Raw genomic sequence first — 15138 nt, 5'->3', positions numbered from 1 at the left:
AACCCTCACGGGTGCTTTTTTCTTTGGTGTGGTCAAATCATGTCTGGCGTCTTATGTGCGTCCGTTTTTTCAAGAACCATCCAAGAGCTCAAGCTAAAGCCCCTCGTGTCTCCGACCAAGCTGTCGACTCCCCGTATCCTCGAGCCTCAGATCCTGCCAATCGAATCGACTGGTGCAGATCTGCCGCGACTTCGCGACGAACTCCTGAGGCCGGCCGGACTGCGCGCAAGGTTCAAGCAGACGCTCGACTGGACGCCGGACGCGCGTGACGACAGGATCAAGGCGCTGGGCGGCGATCCACGCGTGGCATCGGTGCTGATCGCGCTCGTGTTGCGCGAGACCGGCCTGACCGTGCTGCTCACGCAACGCGCGGACCATCTTTCGGATCATGCGGGGCAAATCAGCTTTCCGGGCGGACGCCGCGAGCCGGAAGACCTCGACGCCGCAGCGACCGCGCTTCGCGAAGCGCAAGAGGAAGTGGGCCTCGCGGCGAAGCACGTGGAAGTGCTGGGCGAGTTGCCCGAGTACCTGACGGGCACCGGTTTTCGCGTGACGCCGGTCGTCGCGCTGGTGCATCCCCCGTTCGAACTCCACGCCGATACCCTCGAAGTCGCCGATATCTTCGAAGTCCCGCTCGCGTTTCTCATGAACCCGGCCAATCACCAGGTCCGCGTGTTTCGCTGGGAAGGTGGCGAGCGTCGTTTTTTTGCGATGCCTTTTTCACCTGCCGAGAATGTGGCTCCGTATTTCATCTGGGGCGCAACGGCGGGTATGTTACGCAATTTCTATCGCTTCCTCGCGGCTTGACGCTTAACGTGCCGAGGCCCGGCTAGCAGTGCGGGCGATGTGTCCCTCTGGCGCGCACGGTGCTGTGCTATCTTTACAAGAAATTCGTAAAACTCGAATGTCTCGGCGCATCGCATGACTTTTTTCTCCGTATTGCTGGCTCTCATCATCGAGCAGTTGCGCGCGCTCTCGCCGCAGAACCCCATTTCGGCGTTGCTTCAATACCATGCGGAATCCGCAGCTCATGGCTTCGATGCCGGCAAGCAGCGCCATGGCGTGCTCGCGTGGCTAGTGGTCGTGGTGCCATGGACGTTAGCCGTCGGGCTTATCTATTACGTGCTCTATCGCATCAACTTCGCGCTGGCGTTCTTGTGGAACGTCGTGATCGTGTATTTCACGTTGGGCTTCAGGCAGTTCAGCCACTATTTCACCGATATCCATCTCGCCCTGAACAACGACGATGTCCCGCGGGCTCGCGAGATCCTCACCGAGTGGACCGGCATCGACACGCTCGATATGCCCGTCAGCGAGATCGTTCGGCATACGTTGGTTCATGCGGTTGTGGCCTCGCATCGGCACGTATTTGGCGTGTTTTTCTGGTTCCTGATTCCGATCGGACCGGCAGGGGCAGTGTTTTATCGGATCGCGGAGTATCTGGCGAGGTCGTGGGTCCAGCCTACCGATGAACGCACACCGGCGTTTTCCACGTTCGCTCAGCGGGCGTTCTTTTTCATCGATTGGGTGCCGGCGCGCTTGACTGCGTTGGGCTTCGCGATCGTTGGGAATTTTGAGGACGCTATTTATGCGTGGCGCAATCACGCCCGGCAATGGCCCGATGCCAACGAAGGGGTCTTGCTCGCTGCTGGCAGCGGGGCGCTGGGTGCCCGATTGGCGGGACCGTTAGCGGAGCCGCTTAGCGTCGAGGCGCTGGCCGTGGGGGATGCGAGTCCGTTGCCAGTCGGCGATGACTGCACGCCCAGGACGCTGCAGTCCGCCGTCGGGCTCGTCTGGCGTGCTGTGATTCTCTGGATGCTCTTGTTGCTCATGCTGAGCATCGCGGTTTGGCTCGGCTAGGACTTTGCTCCTAGGACTTTGCTCCTTCGCCGCGCTAGGCGCGGCGGCTTCCCCGAACTCGTCGGCGGCTTCCCCGAACTCGATCTCATAGCGGTCTGAGAGTCAATACGGACTGGTCAATCCCGCGCTCCGTCGTGCGTGCCTACTCGTCGTTCAACGGATCCCTCGCCGTTCCGCATTGCCAGCAAACCATGAATTGCGCTTCCAGCGACTCACCGCATTGCTGGCATCGCCATGCTCGTGCATTTGTCGTCGGGCCGGTTCTTGCCCGGTCCAATATTCCCGTCGCCAATACCTCGTCGCGGTCATCCAATATCCAGATCTCAGGCGCGCACTGGTCCGCTGGAATCTCGCCCATCGCACCGCTCAAATAGCGGTTGTGCAACTCGCACCCTATTCCCGCTGTCACCAGCACATTCACCCAGTGATGCGCCGTAATCAGATTCGGAGCCCGCGTCAGTTTCTTCATCCCGTCGCAATCTTTTCTAGATGACGTTGCCCATGCTTATCGAAGCATGGAAATCATCGAACAATCTGGCTGGCTTCATGCACCAGTTGCGCATACAACTGATGTCGTGCCGGTCTGATCTTTCCTTCCGCCATTGCTTCAAGAATCGCACAACCCGGTTCATGCAGATGCCGGCAGTTATAGAAGCGGCACTTACCGAGGAACGGCCGGAAGTCCGCGAACGAACGCTCCAGTTGCCCCTCCGATAAATGATGCAACCCAAACTCCTGGAAGCCCGGCGAATCGATCAGCGATCCCCCGCCCGGTAACGGATACAAGCGCGTGAACGTGGTCGTGTGCCGGCCGCTGTTCAACGCCTTCGATATCTCTCGCGTCGCCACTTCGGCATTGGGCACGAGAATGTTGACCAGCGTCGATTTCCCCATCCCCGATTGCCCGAGCAGCAAGGTGGCGCGGTTGGCCAGACGTGCATCGAGTTCTTCATGGACGTGCTCAGGCGCCGCTTTCGCCGATAACTCAACCACCGTGTACCCAAGCTCCCGATAGAGCGCCAACCGCTTGCGCGCGACCGCCAGCGGTCCTTCCATATCGATCTTGTTCAACACGATCAACGGCTCGAGGCCATGCGCCTCCGCAGCGATCAACGCGCGCCCGAGCAAGTCCTCGCTGAAGTGCGGCTCCGTGCCCAGCACGATCATCAATTGATCGAGATTGGCCGCGAAGAGCTTCGATTTGAACTGGTCGGATCGGTACAGCAGGTTGCGCCGCTCGCCAATCTCGACAATCACCCCCTGATCCGCCGATGACTGCTCGTAATGCACCTGGTCGCCAACAGCAATCTCGCTGCGCTTGCCGCGTGGGAAGCATTGGAGCATGGTGCTGCCATCGCCGGGCGCGACCAGGTAATGCCGTCCGTGCGCGGCAATGACCTTTCCTTCGATGCGCGCGTTCGCAGCTTTCTTCGCGTCGCGCGCCCTCATGCGGCGTATTGCATCAAGCGCTCGATGCGCTGCGATGCGGGCGGATGCGACGCGTAGAACGCGGTGTAAAGCGGATCGGGCGTGAGCGTTGACGCGTTGTCCTCATACAGCTTCACCAGCGCGTTGACGAGGTCGCGCGGATCGGTCTGGCTCGCGGCGAAGGCATCGGCTTCGAATTCATGCTTGCGCGAACTGAGGCTGCCCAGCGGCGTCACGAAGAACATGAAAACGGGTAACACCAGCATGAACAACACGAGCGCGAGGCCATTGTTGTTTCCCAGCAGCGACGGCCGCACGCCGAGCCCTTCGTAGAACCATACGCATTGCGCGAGCCAGCCAAGCAGTGCAAGCATCGCGAGGCTGAGCACGAACGTAACGATCAAGCGCTTGATCACATGACGCCGCTTGAAATGGCCGAGCTCATGCGCGAGCACCGCTTCAATCTCGTTGCCGGAGAGCCGGGCGAGGAGGGTATCGAAGAAAACGATCCGCTTCGCCGCGCCGAAACCGGTGAAATAGGCGTTGCCGTGCGCCGAACGGCGGCTGCCGTCCATGACGAACAAACCCTTCGCAGCGAAGCCGGTTCGCGACATCAGGTTCTCGATGCGCGCCCGCAAGGCTTCGTCCTTCAGCGGTTCGAACTTGTTGAACAGCGGGGCGATAAAAGTGGGGTACAGGATCAGCACCAGCATCTGGAAGGCGACCAACAGCACCCACGCCCACAGCCACCACAAAGCGCCGGCCTGGTTCATCAGCCACAGCGTCACGAACAGTACCGGCAAGCCGATCGCCGCGCCCAGCACGATGCCTTTCACCAGATCGAGGAAAAAGAGCTTTTTCGTCATCCGGTTGAAGCCGAACTTCTCTTCGATCACAAAGTGCCGGATGTAGTCGAAGGGCAGATCGACCACGCCGGTGATCGCCACCACGATGGCCACCAGCGCCATCTGTCCCACGTAACCTCGGCCTAGCCAGTCGGTCACAGCAAGATCGATCTGCTGGATGCCGCCCAGCAACGTCAGCGCGATCAGCAGCGCTGCGCTGACGACGACCTCGACCATGGTCAGGCGCGTGCGCTCGACGGTGTAATCGGCGGCGCGCTGGTGAGCGGCGAGCGGAATGGTCTGCAGGAACTGCACCGGCACATCCTTGCGATGCGCGGCGACGTGCCGGATCTGGCGCGTTGCCAGCCACAGCTTGGTGCCGACCATGCCGACTAGTGCGACGACGAACACGACCGAGAAGGCGAGATTGATATTGGACATCAGCGGGAATCCGATTGAATTATGCGAGAATTATAGGTTCTTGGCCGTCGCCGCGCGCGGTCTGTGTTTGTTATCCAAAACCGCGCCTGGCAAGGCGTCAAACCCCTCTCAGGTTGCCCTAATATGGCCGATTCCGTGCTCGATCCCGCTTCTTCCGCCAGCTCGCCGGACCTCGTTCGCAGCGACATGAATCTCGTGTGGCTCGACATGGAAATGACGGGTCTCGAACCCGATACCGACCGCATTATCGAAATTGCGGTGGTGGTCACGAATTCGACGCTCGATAAGCTTGTGGAAGGCCCGGTACTCGCCATTCACCAGGACGAAACGGCGCTCGGCAAAATGGATGAGTGGAACCGCAACACGCACGGCCGCTCGGGGCTGACCGAACGCGTACGGGTGTCGACGGTGGACGAGGCCGAAGCCACGCGGCAAATCCGCGAATTCCTCGGTCAGTACGTCCCGCCGGGCAAGTCGCCCATGTGCGGCAATTCCATCTGTCAGGACCGGCGTTTCATGGCCCGGTGGATGCCGGAACTGGAAACGTTTTTCCACTATCGCAATCTCGACGTGAGCACGCTGAAGGAATTGTGCCGCCGTTGGCAGCCGGCCATCTACAAGGGTTTTCAGAAGCGCGCAATGCATACGGCGCTCGCCGATATCCACGAATCCATCGACGAACTCAAGTATTACCGCGAGCATTTCCTGATTCCGTCGGCAACCGGAACTACCACGCCGGTTTAAGCGCGTGGAGGCTCAGGCTTTCGGCGGCCGGATCGCGGTTTTGGGCCTGAACGCGGTTACCACTTCAGGCCGCGTTTCGATGTACGGCCCACCGATCAAATCGATGCAATAAGGTACGGCGGCAAAAATGCCCGGCACTTTGGGCTTGCCGTCGGCATCGCGCACACCTTCGAGCGTTTCGCGGATCGATTTCGGCTGGCCGGGCAAATTCACGATCAGCGCCGCGTGATCCGCTGTCTCGCGAATCACCGCCACTTGCCGTGACAAAATTGCCGTCGGCACGAAGTTCAGGCTGATCTGGCGCATCTGTTCGCCGAAACCGGGCATCGGCTTCGTGGCGACGGCAAGCGTGGCTTCAGGCGTCACGTCGCGGCGCGACGGGCCCGTGCCGCCCGTGGTCAAGATCAGGTCACAGCCGGTTTCATCGACGAGTTCGATCAGCGTGGCCGAGATGGTCGCGGCGTCGTCCTGGATCAGCCGGGTTTCCGCGCGCCACGGCGAACTTAGCGCGCTCGTGAGCCATTCCTGCAGCGACGGAATGCCTTTGTCCTCGTACACGCCCTGTGAGGCCCGGTCACTGATCGATACCAGCCCGATCAGCAATTCGTCTGGATGATTACGCTTTGTAGCCATCGTCGTCGTCTCGTTCAGGGAATTCGACGCCATCGTCTTCTGCTTCGCCTTCGTTCAGGCTCTCGTCTTCCTCGTCTTCCACGCCCGCCGCGGTCTTGATCCACTGGAACAACTCGCGGAAATAGCGCGGCGGTTTGGCCTGCTCGCGTTCCTTGCGGGCGTTGCGGATCAGCGTGCGGCCTTCCTGAGGGTCGACGCCAGGGTGCTGGCGGATGAAGTCGGTGAGGGCGGCGTCGTCGGCGAGCAGCTTTTCGCGCGTGCGTTCGATCCAGTGCAGCTTGGCTGTTTCAGCCCGGTTCACGCCGCGATACGAATCCAGCGCGGTACGCAGCGCCGCCGTTTCCTCGTCGGTCAGTGAGCGCATGACGCGGCCGACGTACTGCAATTGGCGGCGCTTGCCTTCATGGTCGGTGATCCGGCGGGCGTCGCGTACGGCGTCGTCGAGCTTTTCGGGCATCGGCATGCGCTTGAGCGCGTCTTTCGGCAGTTCGATCAGCGCGACGCCCAGCACTTGCAGCGCGAGCATGTCGCGTTTGAGCTGGGATTTGCTGGGGCGGTCGTAGCCGTGCTCGCTGCCGTCCTGTTCGGAGGCCTCGGCCGGGTTTATTGGTTGCGTGCGGGTTTTACGGTTCATCCCGGTATTGTAGCGGATGGGTTTTCGTTCGCACTTGCGGACCCAACCCCAACCCCAACCCCGAGTGCGAACGAACATCCCCGTGAAACCAAACCTCTCTGGACTTGCTATGATCGTGCGATGTACGAAACGGTCATAAAGCCGCATGCCTGCGCACGGCGGGCGCTAACCCGCTCCGGCAGCGCGACCGACAACGTGAACACGCTCGACACGTCGAGCACCCACAGGCAGACATAAAATGGCAGCAGATATGGACGTGAGGCAACGCTTTTTTCCGCACACCCAGGACGAGCTGAAGGAAATCGCGTCCGATATCCTGCGGCACGCGAAGGAGCTCGGCGCGACCGACGCAGCCACCGAGATCTCCGAAGGCGACGGTCTTTCGGTAAGCGTGCGGCGCGGCGAAGTCGAGACCATCGAGCACAATCGCGACAAAATGGTGGGCGTGACGGTGTTTATCGGCAATAAGCGCGGTAATGCAAGCACCTCGGACTTCACGCGCGCGGCGCTGAAAGATACGGTCGCCGCCGCCTACAACATCGCGCGTTTCACAGCCGAAGACAGCGCTGCCGGCCTGGCCGAAGCGGAACTGCTGGAAATGGCACCGCAAGATCTCGATCTCTATCACCCGTGGGACATCGACGCCGAAGAAGCGGCCGATCTCGCCCGCCGCGCGGAAGACGCCGCATTCGCCGTCGATAAACGCATTCAGAACTCGGAAGGCGCGAGCGTGTCGGCGCAGCACTCGCAGTTCGTGCTGGCCACGTCGCGCGGGTTCATGGGCGGTTATCCGTTCTCGCGCCATTACGTAGCGTGCGCGCCCATCGCGGGTTCCGGCCGCGACATGCAGCGTGACGACTGGTACACATCGAAGCGCAACGCCGCCGATCTCGCCGAACCGGAAGCGATTGGCCGGTACGCAGCGCATCGCGCGCTGGCGCGCATGGGTGCACGCGGGCTCGATACCCGCAAATGCCGCGTGATGTTCGAAGCGCCGCTGGCGGCCGGCATCCTGGGTGCGTTCGTGCAGGCGGTGAGCGGCGGCGCACTCTATAGAAAGACGACGTTCCTCGTCGATAGCCTCGGCAAGCCAGTGTTCGCACCGCACATCCAGGTGCTGGAGGACCCGCATGTGAAGGGTGGCATGGGCAGCGCGCCGTTCGACGAGGAAGGCGTGCGTACGCAACGCCGCAAGGTGGTGGAAGACGGTGTGGTGCAAGGCTATTTCCTGTCGACGTATTCGGCTCGCAAGCTCGGCATGAAAACGACGGGCAACGCAGGCGGCTCGCACAACCTGTCGCTGCGCAGTTCGCGGACGTTGCCGGGCGATGACTTCGAGGAAATGCTCAAGAAGCTGGGCACGGGTTTGCTGCTGACGGAACTGATGGGGCAGGGCGTGAACTACGTCACCGGCGACTATTCGCGGGGTGCATCGGGATTCTGGGTGGAGAACGGCAAGATCCAGTACCCGGTTGAAGAGATCACCGTCGCCAGCACGTTGCAGGAGATGTTCCGGCATATCGAGGCCATTGGCGCAGATACGGTCGTGCGCGGCAACAAGGAAATTGGTTCTGTGCTGATCGAGAAGATGACGATCGCAGGCCAGTAAAAGAATCTGCTGAAGAGAAAAGAAAGCCCGGGTCGGTTAGCGCCGTCCCGGGCTTTCTTCATGGCGCAGCGCGACGCGTGCTCGACTACGCTGCACGCCGCTCATAGACCACGAACGAGTAGTCGAAATCATTCGGCGCCCCCGCGCGATGCGTTTCCCGCGAGAGCTCCTTCCAGACGGCTGCATCGGGTGCATCGATCGAGATATCACCTTCGAAATCGGCATCGATCTCGGTCAAGATCAGTTTCTGCGCCATTGGCCATCCTTCGCGGAACAACTCGGCGCCGCCGATCAGGAATACTTCGCTCGCGCCATCGCGCTCGGCGAGCGCTAGTGCATCGGCAAGTCCGGTCACCGTATCGCAGCCGTCGAAGCGGCGCTCAGTATCGCGCGTGACCACGATGTTGCGCCGTCCCGGCAACACCCGTCCGATGGACTCATGCGTCTTGCGTCCCATCACGATAGGCGCGCCCATCGTCGTGCGTTTGAAGAACGCGAGGTCTTCGGGCAGGCGCCAGGGCAATTGGTTGTTGCGCCCGATCACGCCGTTGCGCGCGCGGGCGACGATCAGGGTCAGCGTCGTCATGGTGTGGATATCCGGATCCGGCATTGAGATAAATCAAGCCGCAGATTCTACCCGACGCCACCCGCCTTCTTACGCCACGTCTGCGCCGCTCGCTACCGTCGCGCCCCGTAACCCGTGCGCGACCATCAGCCGATACAGCGTGACTCGCGAAATTCCCAGCTCCGCAGCCGCTTCGCTAAGCCTGTGCCGATGCCGCAGCAAGGTCAGCTCGATTGCGCGCTTCTCGGCGGCGTCGCGGGCGGCGGCCAATGTGGTCGATTCGATGCCGGTGCAATGGCCGAGCCCCAGGTCATCGGCGGTGATTAGCTTGTTCTCCGCCATCACGATCGCGCGCCGCACGCGGTTGATCATCTCGCGCACGTTGCCGGTCCAGGCGTAGCTGTACATCGCTTCTATCGCCGACGGCGCGAAGCCGCGGATCTTGCGCCTGCCGTCGCTCTTGAACTTGTGCAGCACGTGCAGCGCGAGAATCTCGATGTCCTTGCCGCGCGCCCGCAGCGGCGGTTCGTCCACGCGCAGCACGCATAGCCGATGAAACAAATCGGTGCGAAAACGACCGCTGGCCATGGCTGCATCGAGATCGATGTGGGTCGCGGAAATGATGCGCACGTCGACGGCGACCGGGTCATGTCCGCCCAGCCGGTCGATCTTGCGCTCCTGCAGGAAACGCAGCAGATGCACCTGGCTGTCGAGCGGCAGATCACCGATTTCATCGAGGAACAGGGTGCCGCCATCGGCCTCTTCCACCCGGCCGATCTTGCGTTGGTGCGCGCCGGTGAACGCACCGCGCTCGTAGCCGAACAGTTCCGACTGAATCAGGTCATTGCCGATCGCGCCGCAATTGATCGCGACGAACGGCCCCTTGCGACGCGGCGAGCGTTCGTGGATGGCCACGGCAGTCAACTCCTTGCCCGTGCCGGATTCGCCGGTGATGAACACGTTCGCGTCGGTGTTCGCGACTTTGCGGATGGTACGAAAGAGTTGCTGCATGGCTTCGCAGGTGCCGACCATCTGCTCGTCGCCGAATACGGTCGGCGTGTCGGCCAGGTCGATGTCGCCGAGGCTCACCATGCCGTATGCGTGATCGACGAGGTAACCGATGGTCGCATGCGCGACCGGGCCTTTCACGAAGTCGAAGCAGTAATGCCGGATCATGTGGCAGACGACGGGGTCGGCGAGGCGCGTGTCGTCGGTGAGGGCGATCCAGCCGGCTTGCTGATGGCGCAGCGCGGGTTCCAGCGCGGCCAGTTCGCGCGCTGAGAATCCCACCATATCGATAATTCCGGCCATGGGTGTATCGGTTTTCAGCACGCTGGCTTGCGTGGCGAGCGTGCCCGCCGATACCTTCCAGCCGCGGTCCTTCAGATACGAGACCAGTGTCTGGTTCGGCGCCTGAGCGATATACAGCAGGTGACGGACGGTAGGCGCCGCGTGGGGTGCCGGAGCAAGCGGAAGATCGGGAACGCCCGAAAGACCGGAAGCGCCGATGCTTAAGTCGGCCATCGAGGGCATCGGGAGTATTGCGGGCATTGAAGCAAGCGTGTTTTTGCCGGACACGGTTGCGGAGACGGGGGCAGATTCGTGCACGAGCGACCTCCTTTTGCAACGGGCGCGAAACGATGTCGTGGCGGGCACGGCGGCGCGATGCGCTGTCGATCATGTGGCCGTCGAGCGGGACAAGATTTGTCCGAAGTGGACCCGAGGTTTTACGCAGTGGCGCACGTTGGCAGCGTGCGCACGGGAAAACGCGTAAAGCCCGCGGGTTCATTCCTCGCGGTATTGCGCGGCTTGCTGGCGGTGACCGGCCTGCGCAATACGATTAGTGTCCTACCGTCCGGCGTGTTGTTCAAATCCTCTTACGTGCGTGTTGCGTGACTGCATCGAATGTCCGAGCGTCGTTCCTCAGGCGACCTGCCTTGCACTATTTTGCAAATTTCCAGCTACTGCGTTCTCTGCGTGCCCACGTTCGCAACATCGCCTGGTGTGGCGCGCGTGGCTGCGTCGTTAGGGACGGGCGCAGGTACCGGCGGCGCGATCTCGTCCCAAAGCGTGACGCTGTTCGTGTGCGTGGTGGGCGGTGACGCTTCCTTGGTCGCCGTGACCTTTTCAAGGGTGGTGTCGGCGTGCATCGCCAGTGGCGCCGACGCAATGGGCTGGATCGACGCAGGCTCACCCTGTTCCATTACAGGATTAACAATAATGCACCCGTTCGATGCGGCTTCGCCAGCATCGGAGCTCCCAATAGTTTTTTCCATAGAGATGGCTGGCGGTTTTGGCCGGGTCGCGTATGTTTCATATTCGGACACTAGTGGCTGGACGGTGGGCTGGATCATACGATCCTCGTCCGCGATATTCTGTGCGCAAACGTTAGCGGCTGAGCTGCTCAGTACAAAGCACATGGTACTAATGACAGCAAACTTATGTCTTGTCGCATTATTTTCCCATTCGATGACGCAGCCGGTGCTTTCCATGGCGGTCTCCCTGATTCGTTCTCATTGAGCGAAACATATGCCATCACGCGGATAGCGTTGATGTTATTGGGCGAGCGGCAAGCTGGCTGAATAGCCGAATCAGGAAAAAGACGAAAATGTTTCATTGCTGAAACGAGAGAGGGTTAACGGCTATTTTTATCAGAAATTGCGTAAATGCTATTGTCTTATTTAAACTATTTGCAAACCGCTTATTAAAAAGCCGTGACGCCGTTGAAACGTACAGTGGCAGCGCTTCAGGACGTGGGGCGGAAGACATTGTTGCGGATATTTGTTTTCGAAGTATTCGCTTTATAGTAGTCTCTCAAAAACAGCATCAGAAACAAAACAGGTTCGCATAGAACCGCGCGACAGCACTCGTCGCTTCCGGGGTTTCACCGTTTGCAGTTTTCCGAATGACCGTTCGCTTGGGGATGCGAGTCTTCGACGTCTGCAGCGTGGTTGAGGGCAATTACCGGCGCGACCTTTTCAACGACCGTTGACGAAAGGATCAGAACAATGGAAGTCGCTCGGCGGCAACTAATCTACGTGACTCGTGACCCGAGCGCGCCTTTGTGTGCTCGGTTTGAGGAGAGGGGCTGGCACATAGAGGTGGTATCGAACGCGAAGGACGCACGTCGCTGGCTTCGCAATGACCTGGCAACCGGCGGCTTGCTGGATCTGTCGAGCAGTTTTGAAGCACATGAACTCGCAGCGCTCGAAGCATCGCTCACGCTGACCAATGTCGGCTGGGTGGCTGCAACCGTGACGGGCCAACTTGAAGATGCAGCTGTGCGTCGGCTGATTCGCGACTACTGCTTCGACTACGTCACCTTGCCTACATCGAATGATCGCGTTGTCGACGCCGTCGGCCATGCCTATGGAATGGTGGCGCTTCACGAGAACGCATCGAACGATGCGCGCGACGGCCGCGCCGAAGGCGAGATGGTCGGTTCGTGCGACGCCATGCTTGCGTTGTTCCGCTCTATTCGCAAGGTCGCCATGACCGACGCGCCCGTGTTCATCTCGGGCGAGTCGGGTACCGGCAAGGAACTTACCGCAGTCGCCATTCACGAACGCTCGGCACGGCGCGACCAGCCGTTCGTCGCCATCAATTGCGGTGCGATTCCCGCTCACCTGTTGCAATCGGAACTGTTCGGGTACGAACGCGGTGCGTTTACCGGTGCGAATCAACGCAAGATCGGCCGCGTGGAAGCGGCTAACGGCGGCACGCTGTTCCTCGATGAAATCGGCGACTTGCCGCTCGAAAGCCAGGCAAGCCTGTTGCGTTTCCTGCAGGAACGCAAGGTCGAGCGGCTCGGCGGGCATGGCTCCACGCCGGTGGACGTGCGCATCATTTCTGCCACGCACGTGGACATGCAGACGGCCATGATCGAAGGGCGGTTTCGTGCCGACCTGTATCACCGTTTGTGCGTGCTGCAAATCGACGAACCGCCGCTGCGTGCGCGTGGCAAGGACATTGAGTTACTCGCGAAGCACATGCTCGACCGCTTCAAAAAGGACGCGAGTCGGCGTCTGCGCGGTTTTGCGCCCGATGCGATCGCCGCGATCCACAACTATGGCTGGCCGGGCAATGTGCGCGAGCTGATCAACCGCGTGCGTCGCGCCATCGTGATGTCGGAAGGACGGCAGATCAGCGCGCGCGACCTCGAACTCGGCGAGTACGTGGAAGTGGCGCCGGTGTCGCTGGCGCAGGCGCGAGAGGCCGCGGAACGGCAAGCTATCGAACTCGCTTTGCTGCGCCATCGTGGGCGTCTGGGCGACGCCGCGCAGGAACTCGGCATTTCGCGGGTCACGCTGTACCGGCTGCTGAGCGCGCACGGCATGCGGCACATTGAAGTCGATGCACCGACGGAGCATGTGACGCGCGGCTGAACCAGCCGCGCGTAAGCACGTGGATAAGCGTGCTTACGCGTGCATAAGCGTCGCGCATCTACGTGCCTGCGCCGCATGCTTTTCGCTTGATTCCTTCCTACCCGGCGTTCGCTAGAACGGCCGCGGATCGCACACACGGTTTCCCCTCATAACTGTCTTCTGCACCTCGCCCTCCGGCGCTTGGTAAAATCGCGGTTTGGTTTTATCGGCGGCAGCGGTTTTCGCTGTAAATACGGTGTCTGGCGCGTGCGTCGCCGCCGTTGCGGGCCTGGCCTGATGGCCGGCCGATCTTCTGCCAAAATAGCGATACGCCACCTCTTTACGAACGACCCTTTCCATGATCCAGTATCAAGAACTGCTCAAAGACATTCTCGAACGCGGCGCTCGCAAAATGGACCGGACCGGCACGGGGACGATCAGCACGTTCGGCCGTCAATTGCGATTCGATCTGGCCGCGGGTTTTCCGATCGTGACGACCAAGCGCATTCACATGAAGAGCGTGGTGTACGAACTGCTGTGGTTCCTGAACGGCGATACGAACATCAAGTATCTGAACGAGAACGGCGTGACCATCTGGGACGAATGGGCCGATGAAAACGGTAACCTCGGTCCGGTGTACGGGCATCAATGGCGCTTCTGGCCAAAGAGCGACGGTACGGTGGTCGATCAGGTGAGTGCGCTCGTGCATCAGATCAAGACGCGCCCGAATTCACGGCGGCTGATGCTGACCGCATTGAACCTGGCGGATTTCCCGGACGAATCCATGTCGCCGGTCGATAACGCCCGCGCCGGCAGAATGGCGCTTGCGCCGTGCCATTGCCTCGCACAGTTCTATGTGAACGACGGCAAGCTGAGTTGCCTGCTGTATTGCCGCAGCCAGGACGTATTCCTGGGTACGCCGTTCAATATCGCGAGTTACGCGCTGCTCACGCACATGCTCGCGCAACAATGCGATCTGGATGTCGGTGAACTTGTCTGGACCGGTGGCGACTGCCACATCTATCTGAACCATCTGGAACAGGTGGACCTGCAATTGAGCCGCGAGCCTCATCCCTTGCCGGTGCTCAAGCTGGCAAGAAAACCCGAGTCCATCTTCGATTACCAGTACGACGACTTCGTGATCGAAGGGTATCAATACCATCCGGGCATCAAGGCGCCCATCGCGGTTTAAACGGGCTTTGCGTGTCGCCGCTCCGATTGTCCGGAGCCGGGACACGCATCCTTTAAAACATCAAGGCGCTTGCTCGTTCGATGAATTCGTGGTCGTGACTCCATCGAAAGCAAAGCCATCGCTTCCAATTAACTTTGTATTCCTAATCGTATTATTCGGAATGCCCGGTTATTGTTTCGACAACCCGGCCACTCCCCCGCGCCTTGCGGACCCAAGTGAGTCAAAAACTTTACAGGCGAACCGATCCGGGAATTGTCATATTTCGTAGGGGGCAGAAAGGCACGCTGTGCTCGATGGCGTGCGAGATGTACCAACCCAAACGTACTAGCCCAAACCGTTGCCTCGGTCGCAACCGTCAGGCATCGGCCAGAACGGCAGCGAAGTGCTGCACACCGGCCGGTGTGACCCGCAGGACGCGCCGTTTGGACGTCGACTCGAGCCAGCCATGTTCCGTGCAGGCGTCGAGAAACGCCGCGCCCAGTGCGCCGCCAAGATGCGGGCGGCGTTCGCTCCAGTCGATGCACGTGCACGCGAAACGTCGCCGCCGCGCTTTCTGCGCCGTGAGATCGATGCCGAGCCGGGAGAATTCATCGACTCCTTGTGGCGTTGCATCCAGCGCCGTCGGGCTGGGCCGCTGCGATCCGGACGGCGCGCCCGGCACAACTTCCAGCCACTTTGACGTCAGCATCCGGTCGAACAGCTGTACAGCGAGTTCGCCGGCCAGATGGTCGTAGCAGGTCCGAGCGTAACGCATATCGAGTGGCACGGCCGAGGCGCGCCGCGGCGCCTGCCGATGCGCTTGCGCCGGTTCGCGCAGCGGCGC

Annotated in this window: 15 protein-coding genes and 1 pseudogene; 7 read left to right on the top strand and 9 right to left on the bottom strand. The window is 60.8% G+C overall.

Going from position 1 to position 15138, the window contains the following annotated elements:
- Positions 1–105 precede the first annotated feature (105 nt).
- Both EOS_RS01465 and EOS_RS01460 read left to right on the top strand, forming a co-directional pair.
- Positions 106–807, top strand: coding sequence for a CoA pyrophosphatase (locus EOS_RS01465; protein ID WP_407639093.1), 702 nt, complete (start codon positions 106–108; stop codon positions 805–807).
- Between the two features lie 114 nt (positions 808–921).
- Entirely contained in the window at positions 922–1860 is a 939-nt protein-coding gene (locus EOS_RS01460; RefSeq protein ID WP_047844829.1) for a CobD/CbiB family protein, read from the top strand.
- Positions 1861–2002: 142 nt separating this feature from the next.
- Here EOS_RS01460 and EOS_RS01455 read toward each other — a convergent pair whose 3' ends face one another.
- The 3 genes from EOS_RS01455 to EOS_RS01445 are packed head-to-tail and all read right to left on the bottom strand — an operon-like array spanning position 2003 to position 4574.
- Positions 2003–2329 carry a putative signal transducing protein gene (locus tag EOS_RS01455; protein ID WP_047844828.1) on the bottom strand — a complete coding sequence of 109 codons (327 nt, stop codon included), beginning with the start codon at positions 2327–2329 and terminating at the stop codon, positions 2003–2005.
- Between the two features lie 53 nt (positions 2330–2382).
- Positions 2383–3309: a ribosome small subunit-dependent GTPase A gene (gene rsgA / locus EOS_RS01450; protein WP_047844827.1), complete on the bottom strand. Its 927-nt coding sequence runs from the start codon at positions 3307–3309 to the stop codon at positions 2383–2385.
- A complete protein-coding gene (locus tag EOS_RS01445) occupies positions 3306–4574 on the bottom strand; it encodes a M48 family metallopeptidase (RefSeq protein WP_047844826.1) in 1269 nt (422 codons plus the stop codon). The genes rsgA and EOS_RS01445 overlap by 4 nt, the downstream gene beginning before the upstream one ends.
- A gap of 123 nt (positions 4575–4697) precedes the next feature.
- Here EOS_RS01445 and orn point away from each other — a divergent pair, with 123 nt between their 5' ends.
- Complete coding sequence (gene orn, locus EOS_RS01440) at positions 4698–5318, top strand: oligoribonuclease (RefSeq protein ID WP_047844825.1); 621 nt, start codon at positions 4698–4700, stop codon at positions 5316–5318.
- 12 nt (positions 5319–5330) lie between these two features.
- On the opposite strand, the gene mog is transcribed toward orn, so the two are convergent.
- Both mog and yjgA read right to left on the bottom strand, forming a co-directional pair.
- Entirely contained in the window at positions 5331–5951 is a 621-nt protein-coding gene (gene mog / locus EOS_RS01435) for a molybdopterin adenylyltransferase (RefSeq protein WP_075645269.1), read from the bottom strand.
- Positions 5935–6585 carry a ribosome biogenesis factor YjgA gene (gene yjgA / locus EOS_RS01430; RefSeq protein ID WP_047844824.1) on the bottom strand — a complete coding sequence of 217 codons (651 nt, stop codon included), beginning with the start codon at positions 6583–6585 and terminating at the stop codon, positions 5935–5937. Before yjgA ends, mog begins: the two co-directional genes overlap by 17 nt.
- Positions 6586–6823: 238 nt before the next feature.
- Here yjgA and pmbA point away from each other — a divergent pair, with 238 nt between their 5' ends.
- On the top strand, positions 6824–8194 hold the full coding sequence (gene pmbA, locus EOS_RS01425) for a metalloprotease PmbA (protein WP_047844823.1): 1371 nt from the start codon (positions 6824–6826) through the stop codon (positions 8192–8194).
- Positions 8195–8279: 85 nt separating this feature from the next.
- On the opposite strand, the gene EOS_RS01420 is transcribed toward pmbA, so the two are convergent.
- Both EOS_RS01420 and EOS_RS01415 read right to left on the bottom strand, forming a co-directional pair.
- Positions 8280–8780 carry a dihydrofolate reductase gene (locus EOS_RS01420; protein WP_047844831.1) on the bottom strand — a complete coding sequence of 167 codons (501 nt, stop codon included), beginning with the start codon at positions 8778–8780 and terminating at the stop codon, positions 8280–8282.
- Between the two features lie 69 nt (positions 8781–8849).
- Positions 8850–10283, bottom strand: a complete 1434-nt coding sequence (locus tag EOS_RS01415; protein WP_235442667.1) for a sigma-54 dependent transcriptional regulator — start codon at positions 10281–10283, stop codon at positions 8850–8852.
- Between EOS_RS01415 and EOS_RS47415 the strand changes: the two genes are divergently transcribed.
- The gene (locus EOS_RS47415; RefSeq protein ID WP_167348947.1) at positions 10267–10533 is read left to right on the top strand and encodes a hypothetical protein; all 267 of its coding nucleotides are present in this window, start codon (positions 10267–10269) and stop codon (positions 10531–10533) included. The genes EOS_RS01415 and EOS_RS47415 overlap by 17 nt on opposite strands.
- 187 nt (positions 10534–10720) lie before the next feature.
- Here the strand turns inward: EOS_RS47415 and EOS_RS01405 are convergent, their stop codons facing one another.
- Entirely contained in the window at positions 10721–11251 is a 531-nt protein-coding gene (locus tag EOS_RS01405; RefSeq protein WP_047844821.1) for a hypothetical protein, read from the bottom strand.
- A gap of 516 nt (positions 11252–11767) precedes the next feature.
- Between EOS_RS01405 and EOS_RS01400 the strand changes: the two genes are divergently transcribed.
- The gene (locus tag EOS_RS01400; RefSeq protein WP_047844820.1) at positions 11768–13144 is read left to right on the top strand and encodes a sigma-54 dependent transcriptional regulator; all 1377 of its coding nucleotides are present in this window, start codon (positions 11768–11770) and stop codon (positions 13142–13144) included.
- Positions 13145–13481: 337 nt separating this feature from the next.
- Positions 13482–14315: a thymidylate synthase gene (locus EOS_RS01390; RefSeq protein WP_047844818.1), complete on the top strand. Its 834-nt coding sequence runs from the start codon at positions 13482–13484 to the stop codon at positions 14313–14315.
- A gap of 355 nt (positions 14316–14670) precedes the next feature.
- Here the strand turns inward: EOS_RS01390 and EOS_RS01385 are convergent.
- Positions 14671–15138: pseudogene (locus tag EOS_RS01385) on the bottom strand (transcriptional regulator); the annotation flags it as partial.

It is taken from the genome of Caballeronia mineralivorans PML1(12), from assembly GCF_001028175.1.
Taxonomy (GTDB): Bacteria; Pseudomonadota; Gammaproteobacteria; order Burkholderiales; family Burkholderiaceae; genus Caballeronia; species Caballeronia mineralivorans.
This window is presented reverse-complemented; position numbering and strand designations above follow the sequence as displayed.